This window comes from Deinococcus budaensis (assembly GCF_014201885.1).
GTDB lineage: Bacteria > Deinococcota > Deinococci > Deinococcales > Deinococcaceae > Deinococcus > Deinococcus budaensis.
This window is the reverse complement of the sequence record NZ_JACHFN010000011.1, coordinates 16,438-38,680: the sequence shown is the minus strand read 5'-3', so window position 1 is coordinate 38,680 and position 22,243 is coordinate 16,438. Positions and strand designations below refer to the sequence as shown.

15 protein-coding genes are annotated in these 22,243 nt (G+C 70.6%); 6 read left to right on the top strand and 9 right to left on the bottom strand.

The window, feature by feature from the left end:
- Positions 1-19: 19 nt before the first annotated feature.
- Positions 20-718, bottom strand: a complete 699-nt coding sequence (locus HNQ09_RS13670; RefSeq protein ID WP_184030357.1) for a Bax inhibitor-1/YccA family protein — start codon at positions 716-718, stop codon at positions 20-22.
- Positions 719-837: 119 nt separating this feature from the next.
- Between HNQ09_RS13670 and HNQ09_RS13665 the strand changes: the two genes are divergently transcribed.
- Positions 838-1,209: a hypothetical protein gene (locus HNQ09_RS13665; RefSeq protein ID WP_184030355.1), complete on the top strand. Its 372-nt coding sequence runs from the start codon at positions 838-840 to the stop codon at positions 1,207-1,209.
- A 3-nt stretch (positions 1,210-1,212) separates the two neighbouring features.
- On the opposite strand, the gene treY is transcribed toward HNQ09_RS13665, so the two are convergent.
- The 6 genes from treY to HNQ09_RS13635 all read right to left on the bottom strand — a co-directional run bounded on the left by treY (position 1,213) and on the right by HNQ09_RS13635 (position 10,981).
- Entirely contained in the window at positions 1,213-4,068 is a 2,856-nt protein-coding gene (gene treY, locus HNQ09_RS13660) for a malto-oligosyltrehalose synthase (RefSeq protein WP_184030353.1), read from the bottom strand.
- A complete protein-coding gene (gene treZ, locus HNQ09_RS13655; RefSeq protein WP_184030502.1) occupies positions 4,065-5,861 on the bottom strand; it encodes a malto-oligosyltrehalose trehalohydrolase in 1,797 nt (598 codons plus the stop codon). Before treZ ends, treY begins: the two co-directional genes overlap by 4 nt.
- Before the next feature lie 245 nt (positions 5,862-6,106).
- On the bottom strand, positions 6,107-8,245 hold the full coding sequence (glgX, locus tag HNQ09_RS13650) for a glycogen debranching protein GlgX (protein ID WP_184030351.1): 2,139 nt from the start codon (positions 8,243-8,245) through the stop codon (positions 6,107-6,109).
- A gap of 241 nt (positions 8,246-8,486) precedes the next feature.
- Positions 8,487-9,281: a hypothetical protein gene (locus HNQ09_RS13645; protein WP_184030349.1), complete on the bottom strand. Its 795-nt coding sequence runs from the start codon at positions 9,279-9,281 to the stop codon at positions 8,487-8,489.
- Between the two features lie 93 nt (positions 9,282-9,374).
- A complete protein-coding gene (locus HNQ09_RS13640; protein ID WP_184030347.1) occupies positions 9,375-10,352 on the bottom strand; it encodes an ABC transporter substrate-binding protein in 978 nt (325 codons plus the stop codon).
- Positions 10,353-10,438: 86 nt separating this feature from the next.
- The gene (locus tag HNQ09_RS13635) at positions 10,439-10,981 is read right to left on the bottom strand and encodes a DinB family protein (protein ID WP_184030345.1); all 543 of its coding nucleotides are present in this window, start codon (positions 10,979-10,981) and stop codon (positions 10,439-10,441) included.
- Positions 10,982-11,052: 71 nt separating this feature from the next.
- Between HNQ09_RS13635 and HNQ09_RS13630 the strand changes: the two genes are divergently transcribed.
- Entirely contained in the window at positions 11,053-14,193 is a 3,141-nt protein-coding gene (locus tag HNQ09_RS13630) for a DEAD/DEAH box helicase (RefSeq protein ID WP_184030343.1), read from the top strand.
- A gap of 1 nt (position 14,194) precedes the next feature.
- On the opposite strand, the gene HNQ09_RS13625 is transcribed toward HNQ09_RS13630, so the two are convergent.
- A complete protein-coding gene (locus tag HNQ09_RS13625) occupies positions 14,195-14,434 on the bottom strand; it encodes a hypothetical protein (protein ID WP_184030340.1) in 240 nt (79 codons plus the stop codon).
- A 327-nt stretch (positions 14,435-14,761) separates the two neighbouring features.
- On the opposite strand from HNQ09_RS13625, the gene HNQ09_RS13620 reads away from it, so the two are divergent.
- Together HNQ09_RS13620 and HNQ09_RS13615 are read left to right on the top strand one after the other, a co-directional pair.
- Positions 14,762-16,291 (top strand): S10 family peptidase, encoded by a 1,530-nt coding sequence (locus HNQ09_RS13620; RefSeq protein ID WP_184030338.1) that lies wholly within the window; start codon positions 14,762-14,764, stop codon positions 16,289-16,291.
- A 44-nt stretch (positions 16,292-16,335) separates the two neighbouring features.
- Positions 16,336-17,298: a hypothetical protein gene (locus HNQ09_RS13615; RefSeq protein ID WP_184030336.1), complete on the top strand. Its 963-nt coding sequence runs from the start codon at positions 16,336-16,338 to the stop codon at positions 17,296-17,298.
- Positions 17,299-17,357: 59 nt separating this feature from the next.
- Here HNQ09_RS13615 and HNQ09_RS13610 read toward each other — a convergent pair whose 3' ends face one another.
- The gene (locus tag HNQ09_RS13610; RefSeq protein WP_184030334.1) at positions 17,358-19,322 is read right to left on the bottom strand and encodes a DNA topoisomerase subunit B; all 1,965 of its coding nucleotides are present in this window, start codon (positions 19,320-19,322) and stop codon (positions 17,358-17,360) included.
- A gap of 309 nt (positions 19,323-19,631) precedes the next feature.
- Here HNQ09_RS13610 and HNQ09_RS13605 point away from each other — a divergent pair, with 309 nt between their 5' ends.
- Positions 19,632-21,683 carry a vWA domain-containing protein gene (locus HNQ09_RS13605; RefSeq protein ID WP_184030332.1) on the top strand — a complete coding sequence of 684 codons (2,052 nt, stop codon included), beginning with the start codon at positions 19,632-19,634 and terminating at the stop codon, positions 21,681-21,683.
- A gap of 43 nt (positions 21,684-21,726) precedes the next feature.
- Positions 21,727-22,209 carry a hypothetical protein gene (locus tag HNQ09_RS13600; protein WP_184030330.1) on the top strand — a complete coding sequence of 161 codons (483 nt, stop codon included), beginning with the start codon at positions 21,727-21,729 and terminating at the stop codon, positions 22,207-22,209.
- Positions 22,210-22,243: the final 34 nt, after the last annotated feature.

Genomic DNA, 22,243 nt, shown 5'->3' with positions numbered 1-22,243 from the left:
GTGTGGCGAGCGCCTCGGCTCAGTCGTCGCTGCCGCCCACGCCGCCGCCGCCGATTCCGAAGAGGCGCAGGATAAAGAGGAACATGTTGATGAAGTTGAGGTACAGCGCCAGGGCGCCATTGATCGCCGCGCGCTCGGCCATCTCGCCCTGCACGCCGCTCAGCGCGAGGTTGCGCAGCATCTGGGTGTCGTAGGCGGTCAGGCCCGCGAACAGCAGCACGCCGACCACGCTGATGCCCAGCGTCAGGGCGCTGCTCGCCACGAACAGGTTGACGATCATGGCGATCAAGAGGCCGATCAGGGCGAAGAGGAAAAAGCGGCCCATCGCGCTGAGGTCACGCTTGATGACGTAGCCCACCACGCTCATCGCCGCGAAGGTCCCGGCGGTGGTCAGGAAGGCGGCCGTCACGGCGGCGGGGCTGTAGACGAACAGCAGCGCGCTGAAAGTCAGCCCCGTCAGGGCGGCGTAGACGATGAAGAGGGTCCCGGCCAGGGCGCTGTTCATCCGCTGCGCCAGCCCGCTGAGGGCGAACACGATCACGAGCTGCGCGATGATCAGGGGCAAGCGCAGGTTCATGACCTGATAGGCCAGGCCCTCGTTTTGCGCGGTGAGGTAGGCGACTCCGGCGGTCAGGGCCAGGCCCGCCGCCATCCACGAGTACGTCCGCGCCATGAAGGTGCGAACCAGATTTTCGGTGCGTGTGGCAGTCAGTTGCATACGCCTCAGGATACGGGGTGGGGGGGTGAAAAGTTTCCGGCCCATCTGGAGCCTGCTCTTCCCCGCTGGGGGTACGCTGAAGGCCCCGCCCCTCACCCTTCCCGTTTCCGGAGGCCCCCATGAGACCCCTCCCTCCCTTCCTCCTCACCCTGAGTCTGGTCGGCGCAGGGATGATCGGCCCGGCGGCGCTGGCCGCGCCCGCAAATGGCCCAGCCGTCCGGTGGAGCGGCTACAGTTCGCTGCTCTCGGTGGAAAAAAACCAGGGCGGCACCCATTCTTTCACCGCCTCCTGGGTGAGTGGGGCACTGACGGCGCGGCGGACGGTCAGGTACAGCCTCCGTTTTCGGGGAGGCCGCGTGTGGGTCGGGCCGCGTGCCCTGAAGCCGGGCTGCGTCAGCGGGCAGCTCGCGCGGGGAACGGTGGTCACCTTCCGGGGCGCGACCCGCGTGGACTTGCAGGTGCCCCCGCGCGGGTGTGCCCCGTCCCCCTGACCGCTACTCCCTGACCAGCAGCGCCAGCGGGAACGTCTCCAGCACTTTCGCCACGGGCACCTTCTGGCCGCGCACGCGCAGGCGTTCGCCCGTCAGCACGTTGCGGTAGCTGCCGGGACGCGGCAGGGTGAGCTGGCGGTTGCCCCAGACCTCCCCCAACGCCCAGGGCGCCTTTTCCCGGGTCAGGGTCAGCGTGAGGCGCGGCGCGACCGTCACGGCGACCTCGTCCGCGTGCTCGCGGGCAAAGGCGAGCAGGTACTTTCCGGCCTCGATGGGGCGGTAGCCGCCGTGACGAAACAGCTCCGGGTGTGCCCGCCGTGCCCGGAGGGCCGCCCAGGTCACCAGCAGCTTGACGCCGCCGTCCGGGTAACGCGCCAGCAGGTCGGCGGCCAGCCCGGGGCCGTCCACGGGCCAGCGTTTCTCGATGCGCGCCAGCAGACGGGCGCGCGCCGGGTAGTCCACCGGGCGGCGGTTGTCGGGGTCCACCAGGCTCTGGTTCCAGCCCTCGCAGCCCTGGTAGGTGTCGGGCACGCCGGGCGCGGTCAGGCGCACCAGCGTGGCCGAGAGGCCGTTTTGCGCCCCGTGGGTCGAGATGCGCGCGTGCAGTTCACCCAGGCTGCTCAGGAAACGCTCGTGGCCCAGCAGGCCGCGTACCAGGTGCTCCAGCGCCGCCTCGTACTCGCCGTCGGGGGCGGCCCAGCTGGTGCGCAGCTTGGCCTCGCGGGCCGCCTTGAGCAAGTAGGCGCTGAGGCGCTCCCCGAAGTCCTCCAGACGGCCGTCCAGCGGGTAGGCGCCCAGCACCGTCTGAAGCAGGGTGTAGGTGTCCAGCGCGGCGGGCGCGCGCCCGGTGTCCAGGTCCTGTTCGAGCGAGCGGATCAGGGGAGACCAGCCGCTGAGGTAGGCCGCCCAGGTTTGCGGCAGCTCCGAAAGCACGCTGATGCGCGCGCGCGTGTCCTCGCCGCGTTTGGTGTCGTGGGTGGAGGCGGCGAGCATGGCATGGGGCCAGCGGGCCTGCCGGGCGCGGGCCGCCGCGTGAAAGGCCCGGGGCGGCGTGCCGAACAGCGCCGGGTCGCCCCCCACCTCGTTCAGGGAAAGCAGCCGCGCGTAGCGGTAAAAGGCGGTGTCCTCGGCGCCCTTGGCGGTGACCGGGCCGGTGAGCTGCTGGAACTTCAGCGCGAAGTCGGCGTAGCGGGCGCGGGTGGCCTCGCCCGGCGCGTCCAGCCGCAGCACCGCCGAGAGAAAGTCAAAGAGGCTGGGGTCGAGGTCGCGGCCCGCCGCCGCCCGGTGCGCCTTGGCCTCGCGGACCGCGTGCTCGATCTTGGCGTCGTCGCCCGGCTCGCGCGAGCCGCCTTCGCGCACGTAGGTGCGGTACACCGGAAAGGAGGCGATGGTTTCGCGAATCACCTCGCGCAACTGGCTGAGCGTGAAGTCGCGGAACCTCAGGTCGGCTTCCGCCAGCCGCTCCAAATGCTCGGCCAGCACGTTGACCTCGCCGGGCAGCGAGACGCGCTGAATCAGGTGCTTGCCCGCGTAGAGGTGCTCGCCGTAGCTCGCGCGGTCTCCGGTGAAGCGGCGGTAGATCGCCGTGACCTCCTCCTCGTGCCCGGCCTCCACGAAGGTGCCGCCGAGCTGCGCCAGAAAGTCGTAGCCGGTCGTGCCGTGGATGGCCCAGTCTCCAGGCAGGGCCTCGCCGGGTTCCAGAATCTTCTCGGCCACCACGTAGAGGGGCAGCGCTTCGCCCTCCTCCCCCCGCCACTCGCGCCCCAGCGCCCGCGCGGCCCCGCGCTGGAGCGCCCGGAAGTACCCGGCGGGGTCGTAGAGGCCGTCGGTGTGGTCGAGCCGCACGCCCGTCACCACCCCGTCCCCGATCAGCTCGAAGAGTTTGGCGTGCGCCCAGTCGAAGACGCGCGGGTCTTCCATCCGCAGCGCCGCGAGGTCGTTGATGTCGAAAAAGCGCCGGTAGTTGATCTGCTCGGCGGCCACCCGCCAGGAGGCCAGCCGGTAGTTCTGGTCCTGAATCAGGGCGTCGAGGCGGGCGGGGTCGGCGTTCGTCTCCGTCACCATGCGGTCGAGCGCCGCCCGCACCGGGCGCGAGGCCTCCGCCAGCGTCCCCAGCCGCCGGGTGATGACCTCGGACTCCTGCGCCCGCGCGAGGCGGTCCTCGTCGGTCAGGTCCGCACTCGTCGAGACGGGCAGGTTCGCCGCCGCCCGCGCGACAGAAGCGAGTTCGGCGTGGTCGGCGGCTGGCAGGAGGCCGACCAGTTCTGCCGCCAGCGCGGTCAGCGGCCCGGCCAGCGTGCGCGGCGAGACGGGCAACCGGCGCTCCCAGTAGGTCAGGAAAAACGTGCCGCCTTCGCGGTGCAGCACCAACTCGCCGCGCTCCAGTACCCGCCCGTACTGCTCGCCCAGCACCGGCAGCAAGACCTTGTTTTCCAGCGCCCGCTTGAGCGGCTGCCAGGAGATGTCGAAAAAGTGCGCGTAGCGGCTGGCCTGCCCGTGGGTCAGCACGTCTTCCCAGTAGGGGTTGTGCCCCCCCTGAATGCCCATGTGGTTGGGCACGAAATCGAGAATCAGGCCCAGTCCCAGCTCACGCGCCCGCGCCGAGAGCCGCCGCAGTCCCGCTTCGCCGCCCAGGGCCGGGTTGACCTGCGCGTGGTCGGTCACGTCGTAGCCGTGCGTGGACCCCGGCGTGCTGGTCCAGACCGGCGAGAGGTAGACCTCGGTCACGCCCAGCCGCGCGAGGTAGGGAAGCAGGCGGCGGGCGGCGGCGAAGTCGAAGCCCGCGTGCAGTTGCAGGCGGTAGGTGGAGGAGGGGAGATGGGGAGGGAGGGGCGCGGCGGGGGAAGGCACTTCCGTCATCCCTGTGACCCCAGCAGGACCGCTTCGCCGTAGCCCAGCGCCGTGCCCTCACGGCCTTCGGAGTGCCGCAGCACACGCGGCGGGAGCGCAAAGGGAAGGGGAAGCGCCCCGGCCTCCACCGCCTCCCGGCCCAGGTTCCACAGCAGCACCCGCTCGCTGCCGTCCCCGGTCGCGCGGCGCACCCACAGCACGTTCCCCCCCTCGCTTCCGGCCTGGAGGTTCCGGCGCTCGCGGTCTTGCAGCACCGGGTCTTCCCGGCGCAGGTGCAGCAGGTCGCGGTACAGCGAGAGCGTGCGCGCGTGTTCGCCCTCCCCGCGCTCGGCCCAGTCGAGTTTCGCCTGCCGGAAAGTGGCCTCGGCCTGCGGATCGGGCACCTCCCCGGCGGCGAAGGAGTCGAAGTGGCCGAATTCCCGGCGGCGGCCCTCGCTCACCGCCCGGCCCAGGTCGCCCGCGTGGTCGCTGAAAAAGGGAAAGGGAGCCGACGCGGCCCATTCCTGGCCCTGAAACAGCAGCGGGGTCATGGGCAGCGTGAGCAGCAGGGTAGACGCGCCCCGGAACATCGCCGGGGTCACGCGCTCCAGGTGATGCACCCGGTCACCCACCGCCCGGTTGCCCACCTGGTCGTGGTTCTGGATGAAGTAGACGAAGGCGGGCGCCCCCAGGGCGTCGGCGGGCGCGCCGCGTGGGGCGCGCTCCAGCGGCCACTCCTGGCCCTCGAAGACCCAGCCCCGGTTCAGCACGTGGGCCAGCGCCGCCGCCCCGCCCTGAAAAGGCGCGTAGTAGCCGTCGCGGTCCCCGGTCAGCGTCACCCGCATCTCGTGGTGAAAGTCGTCCACCCACAGGCCGTCGAGGTGGAAATCGGTCACGAGGTCCGGCCGGTTGCGGTAGTCCTCGGCGATCAGCAGGTGGCGGCCGCCCAGCGCGTGGACCTCGTCCGCCAGCTCGCGCAGGATATGGACGGGCGAGTCGTCCTGCATCTCCTGGGTGGCGTCCAGCCGCAGGCCGTCGAAGCGGTAGTCGCGCAGCCACATCCGGGCGTTGCCGGTGATCAGGCGCCGCATATGGGGTTCGGCGTAGTCCAGCCCGGCTCCCCAGGGCGTGTGAAAACGCGCCGTGAAGTACTCCGGGCTGTACACGCCCAGATAGTTGCCGTCCGGCCCGAAGTGGTTGTAGACCACGTCCAGCAGCACCGCCAGCCCCAGCCCATGCGCGGCGTCCACAAAGGCCATCAGGTCTTCCGGGCGGCCATACCCCGCGTGGGGGGCGTAGAGGGCCACCCCGTCGTAGCCCCAGCCGCGCGTGCCGGGAAAGGCGGCCAGCGGCATCAGTTCGATGGCCGTGACGCCCAGCGCCGCCAGCTCGGGCAGTTTCTCCAGGGCCGCCCGGTAGGTCCCCTCCGGCGTGAAGGTGCCGACGTGCAGCTCGTAAAAGACGCATTCGGCCAGGGGCCGCCCGCGCCACCCGGTGTGCTGCCACCTGTAGGCGTGCAGGTCCACGACCTCCGCCTCGCCGTGGACCCCGTCCGGCAGGGAGAGGGCGTAGGGGTCGGGCCAGGGCTGGCCGTCCAGCAAGAAGAAATACCGCGCCCCGGCCTCCACCGGCAGCACCGCCTCGAAGAGGCCGCCTCCCAGCGGCGTCAGGGGATGGGCCGCGCCGTCCACCCGCACCCCGACCTCCCGCGCGGTGGTCGTCCAGACCCGGAAGCGGGTGCCGCCGCCGGGGAGAGGCTGGGCGCCCAGACGTTGAGTGTCCGGACCTTGAGCGGCCGGGCGGTCGGGAAGCTGGGCCGCCACCGGGGAGGCGGGCTGCTCGGCCGCGGAAGAGGAGACGGCCGCCGGGCCGAATTCGGGAGAGGTGTTCACAGGTGCTCCTTCCGGGCGGCAGGACCCACCCCCAGGGCCGGGGTCTGCCGCAAAACGGGTCAGCCTAGGCGGCGCGCGGTGAGGTGGGATGAGGGGCGCTTCAAGGGGGACTTCAGCCTCGCCCCCCTCCTCCCCCGGCCGGTCCGGGCTGGGCCACGGGTGCCCAGGGCCGGGCCTCACTCCCTCACGCAGCGGTAGAGCTTCACGCTGCGTGCCCTAAGGGTGGTCTCGCTCCCGGCGGGCCGCAGCTCGTGCGCCCCGTCGTCGGTGGTGTCGAGCAGCAGCTGCCAGACCTCGCAGCCGTCGAGGTCGGGCAGGCGGAAGGGCAGGTCGATGTGCGAGGCCGAGAGCAGCAGCAGCAGGTCGGCGTCCCTGAGGGGGCGGCCCTCCGCGTCCACGTCGTCGAGGCCGTCGCCGTCGAGGAACATGCCCAGCGACTGGGTCTGGGGGTTGTTCCAGTCGGCGTCGCTCATCTCCTGGCCGTCGTAGCGCAGCCAGACGATGTCACGCACGTCCGCCCCCCGGATGGTGCGCCCCGAGAAGAACTTGCGGCGGTGCAGCGCGGGGTGCGCCTTGCGCAGCCGGATCAGCTTGCGGGTAAAGGCCAGCAGGTCGGCGTCGATGTTGTCCCAGTCGTACCAGCTGATGGGGTTGTCCTGGCAGTAGGCGTTGTTGTTGCCCCGCTGGGTGCGCCCGATCTCGTCGCCGCCGAGCAGCATCGGCGTGCCCTGGCCCAGCAGCAGGGTGGCCAGGAAGTTGCGCTGCTGCTGCGCCCGTAGGGCGTTCACCGCCGGGTCGTCGGTCTCGCCCTCCACCCCGCAGTTCCAGGTGAGGTTGTGGTTGTGGCCGTCCTTGTTGCCCTCGCCGTTGGCCTCGTTGTGCTTCTGTTCGTAGGTCACCGAGTCGCGCAGGGTGAAGCCGTCGTGGGCGGTCACGAAGTTGATCGAGGCCGAGGGCTTGCGCCCGTCGCGCTGGTAGAGGTCCGAAGACCCGGTCAGGCGGTAGCCGATCTCGGACGCCAGCCCGCCCTCGCCCTTCCAGAAGGCGCGCATGTCGTCGCGGTAGATGCCGTTCCACTCGGCCCAGTTCACCGGAAAGTTGCCGACCTGATAGCCCCCCTCGCCCACGTCCCAGGGTTCGGCAATGAGCTTGACCTGGCTGATCACCGGGTCCTGATGGATGATGGTGAAAAACCCCGAAAGCTGATCGACCTCGTGCAGCCCGCGCGCCAGCGTCGAGGCGAGGTCGAAGCGGAAGCCGTCCACGTGCATCTCGGTGACCCAGTAGCGCAGCGAGTCCATGATCAGTTGCAGGGTCTGGGGGTGCCGGACGTTCAGGCTGTTGCCGGTGCCGGTGTAGTCGAAGTAAAAGCGCGGGTTGTCGGCCACCAGCCGGTAGTAGGTGGGGTTGTCGATGCCCTTGAAGCTCAGGGTCGGCCCCATATGGTTGCCTTCGGCGGTGTGGTTGTACACCACGTCGAGGATGACCTCGATGCCCGCGTCGTGCAGCGCCCGGACCATGTTCTTGAACTCGGGCACCGCGCCCGCCGGGTCCCCGCGCCGCGCCGCCGCCGAGTAGCGCACGTCGGGGGCGAAGAAGCTGAGCGTCGAGTAGCCCCAGTAGTTGGTCAGGCCCTTGTCCAGCAAGAAGGGGTCGTCGAGGTGCTGATGCACCGGCAGAAACTCGACCGCCGTGATGCCCAGCTCGCGCAGGTAGCGCAAGATCGGCTCGGTCGCCACGCCCGCGTAGGTGCCGCGCAGCGCCTCGGGCACGTCGGGGTGGGTCATGGTCAGGCCCTTGACGTGCGCCTCGTAGATCACCGACTGGTGAAAGGGCACCTTCGGCTTCTGGTCGCCCACCCAGTTAAAGAGGGGGTCGATCACGATGCCCAGCGGCGCGCCGCGCTGCTCGGCCGTCTGCATGGTGAGGTCGTCGCCGCCCGGCACGTAGCCGAAGACCCCGTGCTCGAAGCGCTCGGTGCCGTCGAGCGCCTTGGCGTAGGGGTCGAGCAACACCACGTTGGGGTTGAAGCGCAGGCCCTTCTCGGGCGCGTACTCGCCGTGGACGCGGTAGCCGTAGCGCTGGCCCGGCCCCACGCCCGGCAGGTAGCCGTGCCACACGAAGGCGGTCTGCTCGGTCAGGGCGAGGCGGGTCTCGTGGCCTGCCTCGTCGAAGAGGCACAGCTCGACGCCCGAGGCGTTTTCGGAATACAGCGCGAAATTGGTGCCCTTGCCGTCCCAGGTCGCGCCCAGCGGGTAGGGACTGCCGGGCCGCAGCAGCGCGGGGGCGGTGATGGGAAGTTCCGTGGTGGTCATGCTCTCCTCTGCGGGCGGCCTGCGCCCCCTTTTTCTGCAAGATCAGGGGCGGCAGCTCCCTGGATTCCCCCGAAAGGTCAACCCGCGAAGTCGCCGCCCGTATCTGGATACGTTATCAGACGGCTCTCACGCCGCCCGCAAGGTGGCTTACAAGGTGGCGCGCCGGGACGCCGCCCTAGGCCGGGGCCATTCTGAAGATCGGCCGCGCCCGGAGCCGGAAAGGGGTGGGGCCGACGCTGGCCTAGAAGCCCAGCTGGGCGCGCGGCCTGCCCAGCTGGGCCAGGCGCTCGGGGGTCCACAGCTCGTAGGTGTACATCGGGTACTGGCGCTTGAAGCGGCCCACCCGGTCCCAGACCTCGCGCGACTCGAACGGCACGACCAGCAGCAGCCGGATCACCGAGTCCTCGGCGTCGTAGATGTAGAAGTCGAAGGAAAAGGCCTGCTCGCTGCCGCGCTCGGTGAACAGCGGAAAGGAAAAGGGCCGGTAGCGCCAGGCCTTGTTCCTCTCGGTCAGCAGCTGCGCGGCCACCCGCTTGAGGCCGGAGTCGGGAAAGGTCAGGCGCTCGCCGTCGCGGTCGGTAAACACCGTGTCGGGGGGCGGGGTGTCGAGCTGCACGCGCTTGAGTTCGGGCAGCGGCTTTTTCTTGGTCACCCGGGGCGGCGCCGCCCGCCCGGGACCCGGCCCGAAGGGACGCTCAGCGCCGCGCCCCGCTCCGCCGCGCTCCTGGCCGTCGCCGGAGCGGCGCCGTGCGGGGGTGCCCTCGCCAGCGCGTCCGCCAGTGCGGCCAGTCGCCGCGCCGCCCCGTCCGGCGGCCCCGCTGCGGGCGCCCTCGCCCCGGCGCGGTCCTTCCGTGCGCTGTCCCGGCCGCTGTCCGCTCTGGCCTGAGCCGCCCTGGTCCCGGCTCTCGCTGCGGCCCTCTTCCCTGGGGGTGCGTTCGCGCACGGGCCGGGTGGTGTCCCGCGTCGCCCCCCCGCGCCCCTGCGCCGTCATGCGCTTGGGGGCGCGTCCTCTTGAGCCTTTCTTCGGTCCGGTCATGCGGGTAGTGTAGCCGCCAGCCCCCCGCCGTCAGCGGCCAGCAGAACAAAAAACCCCAGCCTGAGCTGGGGGGACGGTGGGGGAGTGGCCGCTCTACTTCGCCAGCCCCCGGATCACGCTGAGGTTCACGAACTTGTTCAGGTCCGGCACGTCACGCGCGAAGCCCGCTTCCTTGTTGAGCTGGGCGTACTCGGCCAGGGTCTTGAGGTTGATGTCCCAGGTGACCTTTGTCCGCGACAGCGCCTTGAACAGCTCGGCCGAGTTGGGCCGCTTGCCGGTAAAAGCCTGAATCTGGTCGGCGACCGCCTTTTGCGCGCCCGCGTTGCTCTTTTTCACGAAGTCGATGGCGGCGAGGTGCCCGCGCAAGAGGTCCTTGACGACCTCCGGGTTCTGGGCGGCGAACTTCGTGTTCACGGTCAGGACGGTGGTGGTGTAGTTGCCGCCCTCCCAGATCGCTTTTTCGTTGGCGATCAGCCGGGCGCCCTGCGACTCCATGATCGCTCCCCAGGGTTCTTGCACCAGCGCGGCGTCCACCTGCTTGGTGGCGAAGGCGGCGGGCATGTTCGCCGGGTCGATCGGGATGACGGTGACGGTGCCGCCCTCGTCGGTGGCCTTCAGGCCGTTGACGTGCAGCAGGTGGCGCAGGCTGATGTCCTGGGTCGAGCCGCGCGTGGGCACCGCGACCTTCTTGCCGCTCAGGCCCTTCACCGAGCGGATCCCGCTGTCCTTGCGCCCGACGAGCACCGCGCCCGCGTTCGCCGCGCCCGCGTACACCTGAATGGGCACGCCGCGCATAAAGGCGTTCATCGCCGGGCCGGGGCCGACGTAGGCCGCGTCGATGGCGCCCGCCGCAAAGGCCTCGTTGACCTGCGAGCCGTTGGCGAACTCCTTGACGACCAGCTTCACATTGCTGCCCAGTTCCTTCTGGATCAGGCCGCGCTGGATGCCGACCAGCCCGGCGGTGTGGGTCACGTTGGGAAACACGCCGAGGCGCAGTTCTTTGGTCTGCTGGGCGCCCGCGCTGCTCAGAGCGAGCGTCAGGGCGGCGAGGGAAAGGAGGGTCCGCTTCATAAAACAAAGCATAGCAGAGAAGTTGACCGAGTTTGTAATCTGTCTGGACTGGGTACGGTCAGCGTGGCTGCACCCGTTCCGCTGGGTCAGTTCGTCTCGGTACTCTCCAGCAGCCTTCGGAGCACCATCAGTTGCCCCACGTGATAGGCGTTGTGATCGGCCACCAGCAGGAACTCGCGCAGCCAGGTCTGGCCGCCGCCTTCCGGCCCCGCCCCGTTGGGCACCACTGCGAGCAGGTCCGTCGCCGGGTCGTCCAGCAGCTCCAGCAGCGCGGCGAGGTCGTCGCGGCAAGCCTGGGCCTGGGCGTGCCAGTCCTCTGCGCTGACCTCTGCGCTGACTTGTTCCGTGCTGGGCTGCTCCGTGCGCTGCGGCCAGTAGGCGGCGGGCCACTGGGGTTCCGCGTAGGTCCCGTCCCGCACGAAATTCAGGATGTCGCGCTGGGCAAAGCGCAGGTGCCACAGCAGGTCCCAGGCGGAGTAGGGAAGGCCGCCTGGGCGCTCGTGGAGGCGTTCCAGCGGAAAATCCTCCAGCACGCCCTCCAGCGTGAGGTGGGCCTGGGGCGCCGTGAGCAGCGCGCGGAGGTGGGCGCGCAGGGCCGCGTCGGCCGCCTGGGTCATGCCGGGGGTCATGGCCCACTGTACCCGCCCCATCGTTCCCTGCCTCGCCCTTTGCCGGGGACCCACCCGCGTACAATCTTCCGGTGACGGTCGCCGCTCCCAACCTCTCCCGCCTGCTTCAGCCCGCGCCCGCAGGCAACGTGCTGCTGCTGCCGCAGGTGGCCCGCGCGGCCCTGTTTGCCGCCCACCCCGGCCCCGCCGTGCTGCTCACCACGCCCGACCGCCTGCCGGGCTACGCCTCGGCGGGAGCGCTGGGGGCGCCGGTCAGCGTGAATCCCGGCCTGCGCGACTGGGCCGCGCGGCACGAACACGTCGTGCTGGACGTGAACACGGCGCTGGACCTTTTCCCCGCGCACCCGGAAGACCACGCCCTGGCCCTGCGGGTCGGCGGCAACTACCCGCGCGAGGAGCTGCTCTCGCGCCTGGAACGCCTGGGCTACGAGCGCCTGACGGACCCCGAGGAGGGCGAGACGGGGTACCTGCTGCGCGGCGACACGCTGGAGCTGCGCCTGGGGCCGGGCGCGGGCGTGCCTGCGGGCGAGGAGGCGCTGACCCTCCGGGCCGAATTCTTCGGCGACGAACTCGACACCCTGCGCCGGTTGAGCGGCGGCGAGCTGACCGGCGAGAAGATCCGGGACTTCACGCTGGAGCCGACCGCCGACTACCTCACCGAGGTCAAGTGGGACGCGACCCGCCTGGAGCTGCTGCCGGGGCGGGTGTTTCTGGACGCGCCCGAGTTCTATCCTTCCGCGCTGGGGCCGCTGGCCGACACCCTCTGGCCCCGGCTGCGTGGGCGCGAGGTCACCAGTTTTGGCCGCTCGCCGCTGGAACTGACCGATTTCGAGTCGGGCCTGGAGGTGCTGCCCTTTTACCGCGCCCGTCTGGGCGACCTGGAACGCGACGTGTCCGGGTGGCGCGGGGCGGGGTACCGGGTGATGGTCCTGGTCCGGCACGACCGCACGGCGGCTTACCTCGCCGACAAGTTGCTGAACACGCACGAGATTCCCTGGCTGAGCGTGCCCCGGGTCGAGGAAGGCGGGCTGGGCTTCCTGCGCGCGCACGGCGAGGGCGGCTTCGTCATTCCCGAACACCGCACGGTGGTCCTGACCGAGGACCTGATCTACGGCTTCCAGGGCGGCTCGGCGCTGCGCGGCAAGCGGCTGGGCGGCAAACCCGTCACCGACGCGCTGGGGTTGCACGTGGGCGACTACCTGATTCACCCCGAGCACGGCATCGGGCAGTTTCAGGGCCTGGAGACGCGCACGGTGCTGGGCGTCACCCGCGACTACCTCAACCTCGACTACCGGGGCGGCGCGCGCCTCAGCGTGCCCATCGAGCAGCTGCCGGTGCTGCGCCGTCACCCCGGCACGACGGACGACCCGCCGGTCCTGAGCAGCTTCGACAAGAAAGACTGGGCCAAGGCCAAGGAAAAGGCCCGCAAGAACGCCGAGGAGGTCGCCGGGAAACTGCTGGTGCAGTACGCCGCCCGGCAGGTCACCCCCGGCAACAGCTTCCCGCCGCAGCCCGAGTGGGACACGCAGGTGGAGAAAAACTTCCAGTTCGAGCTGACGGGCGACCAGAAGACCGCGCTGAAAGAAACGATGCGCGACCTGGAAAAGGCCCACCCTGCCGACCGCCTGATTTCCGGGGACGTGGGCTTCGGCAAGACCGAGGTGGCCCTGCGCGCCGCGCACCGGGTCGTGGGGCACGGCGCGCAGGTCGCCATGCTGGTGCCCACCACCCTGCTGGCCGAACAGCACACCTCGACCTTTGCCGCGCGCTTTAAGGACCTGCCGGTGCGGGTCGAGGGCCTCTCGCGCTTCACCGGGGACAAGCAGGCCAAGAGCATTCTGGGCGACCTCGCGCAGGGCAAGGTGGACATCATCATCGGGACGCACCGGCTGCTCTCGGGCGACATCGGGTTCAAGAACCTCGGGCTGATCATCGTGGACGAGGAGCACCGCTTCGGGGTGGGCCAGAAAGAAAAGTTGCGGGCGCTGCGCGGCCTGCCGCCCGTCTCCAAGGAAGGCCGGGTCGAGATTCCCGAGGGCGTGCGGGCGGTCGACACCCTGGCCCTCTCGGCCACCCCGATTCCGCGCACCCTCTACATGAGCATGGTCGGCCTGCGCGACATGAGCAGCATCCAGACGCCGCCCAAGGGCCGCAAGCCCATCCAGACGGTCCTCACGCCCTTCGACCCCCTGACGGTCCGCGACGCGATCCTCTCGGAGATCGAGCGCGGCGGCAAGGTCTTTTACATCCACGACCGCATCGCCTCCATCGGGGCCAGGAGCCTGTACCTGCGCAACCTCGTGCCCGAGGCGCGCGTCGGCGTGGCGCACGGGCGCATGAACGAGGAGGAACTCGAGGAGATCATGCTGGGCTTCGAGCAGGGCGCCTTCGACGTGCTGCTCTCGACCACCATCGTGGAAACCGGCCTCGACATCCCCGAGGCGAACACGATCCTGATCGAGCGCGCAGACCGCCTGGGCCTCGCGCAGCTCTACCAGCTCCGGGGGCGCGTCGGGCGCCGGCAGCAGACCGCCTACGCGTACCTCTTCTACCCGCCGCGCATGACCGAGAACGCCCAGCGGCGGCTGTGGGCGATTGCCGATCTGCAAGACCTCGGTTCCGGGCACCTGCTGGCCGAGAAGGACATGGAGATTCGCGGGGTGGGCAACATCCTGGGTGAGGAGCAGCACGGGCACGTGCAGGCCGTCTCCATCGACGTGTACACCGAGATGCTCGCGCAGGCCGTCGCCCGGCTCAAGGGCGAGAAGATGGAGGCCCCGGCGAGCGTGTCCATCGACCTGCCGGTCAACTCGCGCCTCACGCCCGAATACTTCGGCGGCGACGACGAGGCCCGCATCGCGACCTACGGGCGGCTGTCGGAGGCGCGCACCCTCCAGGCGATCAGCCGGGTCGAGCGCGACCTGCGCAAGAAGTACGGGCCGCCCAGCCCGGAGGTCCAGAACTTCATCGACCTCGCCAAGCTGCGGCTGACGGCGGTCGCCAAGCGGGCGCTGAGCATCGGCGAGACGATGACGCACCTGCAAATTACCTTCGCCTATAAGGGGCTCGACTACGACGCGCCGGGCCTGAAGCGCTTCCCGCACAAGACCGAGGTGACCACCTTCCCGCCCGCCGTGCGGCTGGAAAAGCGCGGGCTGAAGCCGGACGACTACGCGCGGACCCTGATCGACCTGCTGGGGTATTTCGGGTAGGTCAGGGGGAGGCGGTGGGCGTCACCATCACGGCCCGCCCGACGAATTTTCCATCCCGAAGTGAGTACCAGGACGCCCACTTGCGGGGACCCTCGACGTGGGTCAATGTGGTGGCGGTGGGGCTGACGGCTTCCAGCTCGTACGAATCGCCCAGATACCTTTTCCACACCGTGCGCCCGCTCCTCACGTCCCGCGCCAGCAGCAAGCTTGTCACCTCCAGCGTCTTGTCGCCGGGAATCACGGGACTGGCTATGACCCGACCGGCTGTGGCGAGGATGACTTGCGTCTGCCCCGCTGTGAGGACGTGCCGGAGCTGATAGGGGGCGGGCAGAGGAGGGCGGACGACGCTTGCACTCGCGACCGCCACAAGGCCGAGAGAGAAGAGGGCGAGGCGGAGCATGGGGCCAGTGTAGGGACGAGCATGATGAACCTCTGACCGCGTCCAGGCCCAGACATTCGTCATGAGTCCGGCACAGGAGCGCCCCACCCGGCCACTGCCCCGGCGCCGGGCCAGAAGCCACATCAGACGCCACGCCCCCCACCCCCACGCGCTAGAACTACCCTACCCATGAGCGACGAACAGCAGGAGCGGACCGCCGGGCAGGGCGCCGAAGTGAAGGTCAGGGTCAAGACCGGCGAGCGGGAGCGCGGCGAGGACGAGAAGCCCCGCGACGAGGTCCGCGTCACCCGCCACCGCATCACGGTGGGGGGGCGCGAGCTGGCTTACACGGTCACGGCGGGCACGCTGCTGCTGGCCGAGGAGAAGCACGCCAAGGAGGGCGAGTCCGAGGGCTTCAAACCCCGTGCCCGGGTCTTTTTCGTCGCCTACGCGCTCGACGGCGAGCACGGCCCCCGCGAGCGGCCCGTCACCTTCAGTTTCAACGGGGGTCCCGGCAGCTCGTCGGTGTGGCTGCACCTGGGCCTGCTGGGGCCGCGCCGGGTGGTGATGGGCGACGCGGGGGCGCTGACCGGGCCGCCCTACGACCTCACCGACAACGAGTTCACGCTGCTGACACACTCCGACCTGGTGTTCATCGACCCCGTCAGCACCGGCTACTCACGGGTCGAGGAGGGCGAGAAGCCCGGCGACTTCCACGGCTTCCAGAAGGACATCGAGTCGGTGGGCGACTTCATCCGGCTGTGGACCAGCCGCGCCGGGCGCTGGCTCAGCCCCAAGTTCCTGATCGGCGAGAGCTACGGCACCACCCGGGCGGCGGGCCTCAGCGGGTACCTTCAGGAGCGGCACGGCATGTTCCTGAACGGCATCATGCTCGTCAGCGCCATCCTGGATTTCTCGACGGTGGACTTCACGCCGGGGCACGACCTGCCGTACATCGTCCACCTGCCCACCGCCGCCGCGACCGCCTGGTACCACGGCAAACTCGCCGGGGAGCGCCCGCTGGAGGACGTGCTGCGCGAGGCCGAGGCGTTCGCGGACGGGGACTACGCCCGCGCCCTGCACGCCGGGGCACGCCTGAGCGGTGAGGAACGGCAGCAGGTGGCCGGGCGCTACGCCGCGCTGACCGGCCTGGACGTGGCCTTTGTCCTCCGCAACGATCTGCGCGTGACCCTGGCCCGCTTCGGCAAGGAGCTGCTGCGCGAGGAGGGCCGCACGGTGGGACGCCTCGACAGCCGCTTTACTGGCCTGGACCGCGACTCCGGCGGCGAGAGCTATGAGTCCGACCCCAGCCTCAGCGCGATCCTGGGGCCGTACTCGGCGGCGATGAACCACTATGTCCGCGCCGAACTGGGCTTCGAGTCCGACCTTCCCTACGAGATCCTGACCGGACGGGTGCGGCCCTGGAGCTACCAGGAGTTCGAGAACAGGCACGTGCGCGTCTCGGACACCCTTCGCAAGGCGATGCACCAGAATGGGCACCTCAAGGTGCTGGTGGCGTCGGGCTACTTCGACTTCGCCACGCCGTACCACGCGGCCCGGCACACCCTCGATCACCTCGGCCTCGACCCCAGCCTGCGCGGCAACCTGCGCGAGACCTTCTACGAGGCCGGGCACATGATGTACGTCCACCGTCCCAGCCTGGAGCGGCAATACGCGGACCTGACGGCCTTCGTGGAGTGGGCCGCAGGGTGGGGCTGACGTTGTCGGGACGCCTGACCCGGCCCCGCCGATTAGGGTGATTCATGTCACCCTTGACCCTGCTTCGCCCGGCGGTCAGTCCCCTCACCCTGCAACTGGGGGTCGCGCTGGCCGCGCTGGTTCTGCTCGCGCCCTTCCTGGGGGTGCTGCCGCCCGATGCCCGGCCAGCCGCCGCTGGATGGGTCTCGGCGGCGGTGTTGTTTGACCTGACCGTCTCGGCGCTGGGGCTGGGGTGGATCACGCAGCGGCGCAGAGGGTTCGGGCCGGAGCAGGCGACCCTGACGCTGATGCTGGGCCTCTCGCTCGCGGGAGCGGTCCTGCCCGGCTGGCGGGGGCCGCTCTGGGTGGGGGCAGGGCTGCTGGGCGTGGGCGTCTGGGGGCACAGCCGTCGCCCGAATGTGACCGGCCCCCACGCGACCCCACTGGAGCGCCGCACCGACTCCCTCGCCCGCTTCCTGCCCCACCCGGTCGCGGCCAGCCTCGCGCACGACTCGCTGCTGTGGCCGGGGCTGTGGCGGCGGGACGCGCAGGTGCCGCCCGGCGCGGAGGTGTTCACGACCCATCAGCGGGCCGGGCGCGAGGTCTACGTGTGGCTGTATCTCGCCTCCGAACTGCCGCTGCATCTCGGCCTCCACGCTGCGCTGGGACAGAAGGGCGACGGGGGCTGGGCGTGGCTGTTCACGGCCGCCGACGGCCTGTTCACCCTCTGGCTCCTCGCGCTGAGCCGCAGCTTCGGGCGCTTTCCGCTGGCCGTGTCCGGGGAGCATCTCCGGCTCAGTCAGGGCCTGCTGTGGTCGGCCAGTGTGCCGCTGAGGCTGGTGGAGGGAGCCGCCCCCGGCCGGGACGCCCAGGCCATGCGGCTGACCCTCGTCACGCCGCCCAACGTGACGCTCACGCTGCGGGGGGACGTGACCCTGCGCGGTCCCTTCGGCCTGACCCGCCGGGGCCGCCGCTTCTCGCTGTTCGTGGACGACCCGGCGGGGCTGGCGCGCAGGCTGAACGGTTGAAGGCCGCAAGCAAAGGCCCGCCCCGTGCAAGTGGGGCGGGCTTCGCTGCTTGGTGCCGCTTACACGCTGATCTCGGCGAAGCGCGCGTTGTCCTGAATGAACTTCTTGCGCGGCGCGACTTCCGAACCCATCAGGTCCTCGAAAATCTCGTTGGTCACGATCAGGTCTTCCACCTTGACCTGTTTCAGCGCCCGCGTCTCGGGGTTCATGGTGGTGTCCCACAGCTGGTCGGCGTTCATCTCGCCCAGCCCCTTGAAGCGCTGAATCTCGTACTTCTTGCCTTCCTTGTTGGCGCGGGCCACGTGCGTTTTGAGTTCTTCCTCGGTGTAGAGGTAGGTGCCCTTTTTCTCGCGGCCCACCATGATGCGGTAGAGGGGGGGCTGCGCGATGTAGAGGTAGCCCTGCTCCACGACCGGGCGCATGTAGCGGTAGAAGAACGTCAGCAGCAAAGTAGCGATGTGCCCGCCGTCCATGTCCGCGTCGGTCATGATGATGATCTTGTGGTAGCGCAGGTTGGAGAGGTCGAAGTGCATCCGGTCCCCGGTGCCCTCCACGCCCGCGCCGATGGCCCCGATCAGCGCCCGGATCTCGGCGTTTTTCAGGATCTTGTTCAGCTCGGACTTCTCGACGTTCAGGATCTTGCCGCGCAGGGGCAGGATCGCCTGGAAGCGGCGCTCGCGCCCGCCCTTGGCCGAGCCGCCTGCCGAGATGCCCTCCACGATGAACAGCTCGGACTCCGAGGGGTCCTGTGAGGAGCAGTCGGCCAGCTTGCCGGGCAGGTCGTCGTTTTCCAGCGGGTTGGAACGGCGCACGATGTCGCGGGCCTTGCGGGCCGCCTCGCGGGCGCGGGCCGCCTCGGCCGCCTTCTCCACGATGGTCTTGCCGATCTTGGGATTCTCTTCGAGGAACTCCGCGAACTTCTCGCCCACGATGGCGTTCACGGCAGTCTGGGCTTCGCTGTTGAGCAGCTTGACCTTGGCCTGCGACTCGAACTGCGGCTCGCCCAGTTTGACGCTGACGACGCAGTAGATACCTTCGAGCAGGTCGTCGCCGCTGGGCACCGGGTTGCCCGCCTTGATCAGGTTCTTGTCCTTGGCGTACTTGTTCAGGATGCGCGTGTAGGCGGTCTTGAACCCGGTCAGCGGCGTGCCGCCGTCGCGGGTGCGAATCATGTTCGCGTAGGTCAGGATGTTGTCGCTGGAGTAGGTGTTGGCGTGGATAAAGGCGACTTCCACCTCCACGTCCAGGTGGGTCCCGCGCATCACGATGGGCTGGTCGTACAGCAGCTTGGTGTCGTCGGTGACGAGCGCGCGGGCGAAGTTGGCGATGCCGCCCTCCTCGTGGAAGACCTCCTCGCGGATCTCCCCGGCGTGCAGCTCGGTGCGCTCGTCGCGCACGACGATTCTGAGGCCGGTCAGGTACGCCAGCTCGCGCAGGCGGCCCCGGATGCGGTCGTAGCCAAAGAGGTTCTCGAACTCGGAAAAGACGGTGGGGTCGGGGTGAAAGGTCACCTGGGTCGACCACGTCACGTCGGCCGGGGTCTTGCCCAGCACTTCCAGCGGCGTGACGACCTCGCCGCGCTCGAAGCGGATGTGGTGCAGTTGGCCGCCCTTGTTCACGGTCACGTCGAGGTAGGTGCTCAGCGCGTTTACCACGCTGGAACCGACGCCGTGCAGGCCGCCGGACACCTTGTAGGCGCCGCCGCCGAACTTGCCGCCCGCGTGCAGCTCGGTGAAAATCACCTCGATGGCAGGGCGGTTTTCGGACTTCATCAGGTCGACGGGAATGCCGCGCCCGTTGTCGGTGACGGTGGCCGAGCCGTCGGCGTGCATGATGACGTGAACCTCGTCGGCAAAGCCGCCCAGGCCCTCGTCGATGGCGTTGTCGATGATCTCGGTCAGCAGCTGGTGGTAGCCGTCTACCCCCGTGCCGCCCTGCACGTACATGCCGGGGCGCTTGCGAACGGCCTCCAGCCCCTTGAGAATCGAGATGGAGCTGGCGTCGTATTCGTGGGTCTGCGTCATGGTCCTCCTGCTTGCCCCCGGGTGGAGGGCGGTGACGGTACGGATGGTCGTGGTTCCGGAATGCCGCACTGCCGAAAAAATCGGCGCTGAGCGCGCCTCCGGAGGTCCCAACAGTATACAACCTGAGTTGAAATGGGTCAAATGGATTACGTAATGGACGTAATATGAGGCCACGACTTGTCCCCGCCGCCAGGCCGTGCAAAGGGCGTCTGACACGGTCTCGGGGCCGGGATGGTCCGGCGCGGAAAGGCCCGCAGCGGGGAGCCTGCCCTTCCCGCCGCCCCCCCGGGCGGGCACAATGGGGACCGCATGCGTCCTGCCGCCGTGACCCTTCTCTCCGCTCTGCTGGCCGCCGGACTGGCCTGCGGCCCCCGCTCCGGCGCCCGCGCGGCGGCCCCCGCGCCCGCTGAAACCGGGACGCCCGGCGTGACCCTGCGGCGGGCACCGGCCGCTCCCGCCAGCCCTCTGGCCTGTGCGCTGCCCCCCGGGCCGCTGCCGAGCCAGACGCGCGCGGTCTTCATTCTGGACACCAGCGGTTCGATGCGCGGGATCGGGGACGGGAAGGCGGACATCTTCGGGCGGGTGGTGGCGGCGGTGAACGCCTACGTGCGGGCCGAGCGGCCCGACCGGGTGGAGCTGGTGACCTTCGACGGCGGCCTGCGCTCGTCGCGCGGGTACAGCCTGCCGGGAGACCGGACGCGCTGGAACAGCGACCTCGCCGCGCTGCGGGCCGACGGGCAGAACACCTACCTGTACCGCAGCGTGGCGCAGGCCCTGGCGCCGCTGAAGGCCGGGGGCTACGTGACCACCGTGCTGGTCCTGACCGACGGTATCGACAACGACCCCGACCCCGCCCAGACGGCGGCGCGGGCGCTGGGAGCCTTTGGCGCGCGCGGCCCGCTGGACACGCTGCATTACGTCGCGCTGGGCACCGCGGTTCCCGCAGAGGCCCAGGCGGCCCTGCGGGGCAGCGGGTACGCGCAGAGCCTGACGGTACCGGTGGGGCAAGCGCCGGAGCTGACCGGACTGGGCGTGGGAATTGCCACCGTGACCGACCCTGCCCGCGTCCCCGCGCCCTTTCCGGCGGGCACGCCGCTGGTGCTGGGGGTGCCCGGGGGGTTCCCGGTTCGTCTCGCGGGGAGCACGGCGCAGGGCGGAGGCGTGGGCCTGGAGGTCGCGGGCCGCGTTCCCCACGGCACGCCCGCGCTGCTGTGCGCCCCCCCCGCCACGCCGGGAGGACTGCCCCGGCGGGTGCTGCTGCGCCTGGAGGTCGGCCCGGCGCCCGGCCTGAGCTGGCTCAACCCCGGGGCCGACCGCGCCCTGCGCCCCGGCGAGAGCGTGACCCTGCGCTACCGCCTGAGCGCGGCGACCGACCCGGCGGGCCTGACCCTGCGCCTGCCCCCGGGCCTCACGGGCGAGCTGCTGCGGCTTCCCGGCGGGCGCGAGGTGGGCGTGCGCCTCACCCGGCAGGCCCCGGACGCAGCAGGTCCCCTGGTGCCCCGACTGGTCTTCGGGGACGGCCAGAGCCTGCCGCTGGCCCCCATCGTGGGAGGAGAGGGGAGGGCTGCCCCGGTGCCGCCCCCGGCCGCCGCCCCGCCGAACGGCGCGCGCCCGGACGCAGCGGACGGAAACGGTCCGTGGGGGCCGCTGCTGGGCGGCCTGCTGGCGGCGGGGCTGCTGGGCGGAGGCCTGCTGCTGTGGCGGCGTCGCCGGGGCCGGGCAGGCCCGCGCCCGGCTCCCCCGGTGCTGGCCCCGCCCACCGCCGTCGAGGGCATCGAGTACGGCGAGGACCGCACCCTGGCCCTGGTGGGGGCCGGTGGGCGCGGCACGGCGGTGCCCATTCCGCTGAGCGGCCCGTTCGACCTGGGGCAGGTGGCCCGGGTGCCTCACCTCAGCGGCCTGCGCGCCGAGCAGCACCGGGACGGCCTCCGGATGCTGCGGGTGCCGGGGGACCTGGAGGTCAGCCAGGGCGCGCGGCTGCTGGGCGCGGGCGACGTGGTGCGGCCCGGCACGCTGCTGGGCGTCGCGGTGGCGCGGCCCGCGCGGTCGCCGCTGCCGCCGCTGGGCACCCTGATCGGCCTGGGATTGCCGCTGCGGCTGCGCGCCGACGGGGTCACCCTGCACCTCGTCGGTCCCTACGGCGAACACGCGCTGGCCCTGCGCCCCGGCATCACCGACGTGGGCGAGGCCGTGGGGGCGGGCGCGCTGCACGGCCTGAAGGTCGCGCCCAGCGGCCCCCGGGTCCTGCTGGCCGCCGTGCCCGCAGGCGTGACCCTGCGCCGCTTGCAAGACGGCGCCGAGCTGCGCCCCGGCACCTACCTCCCGGCCGAGACCGGGATGGAGCTGCCCGGGACCGGTTGAGGCCGGGGCCGCCGGGGGAGGGCCGCGCGTTACGCTGGGCGTCATGGAGTTCTTGCGGCTGATCCACGGGTACCAGTTCGGCAGCGGCCTCGCGCTGCTGTTTCCCACGCCCTACGCCCTCGCCACGCTGGTCCTGTTCGTCTGGAGCCTCGGCCCGGCCCTGAGGCGCGAGGTGCGGACCGGATTTCTGGTGTGGCTGCGCCTGACCTGGGTCCTCACGCTGATTCCGGTCGTGACGGGCGTGGTGCTGGCCCTGGGCGGCGCCAAGGTGCCCAGCGCGACCGACGTGGGCGGCGGCCTGAGCAAGTACGGCCTGCCCGCCGACCCCAGCCGCAACTGGGAACACTGGATGTATTCGGCCTTTTGCCTGCTGAGCCTCTACGTGATCGAGGTGCTGGTCAAGGGGCGACTGATCGAGCACCGCAGCGGCCTGCGCTTCTTGCCGGTGGCGACCCTCTTTTTGTACGGCTGCGCCTACATGGTGGGGCGGGTGGCGGTCTTTCCGGGCAGCACGCCAGGAACGTGAGGCGGCGGTCAGATGGGGGAGACCGGACCCGGAG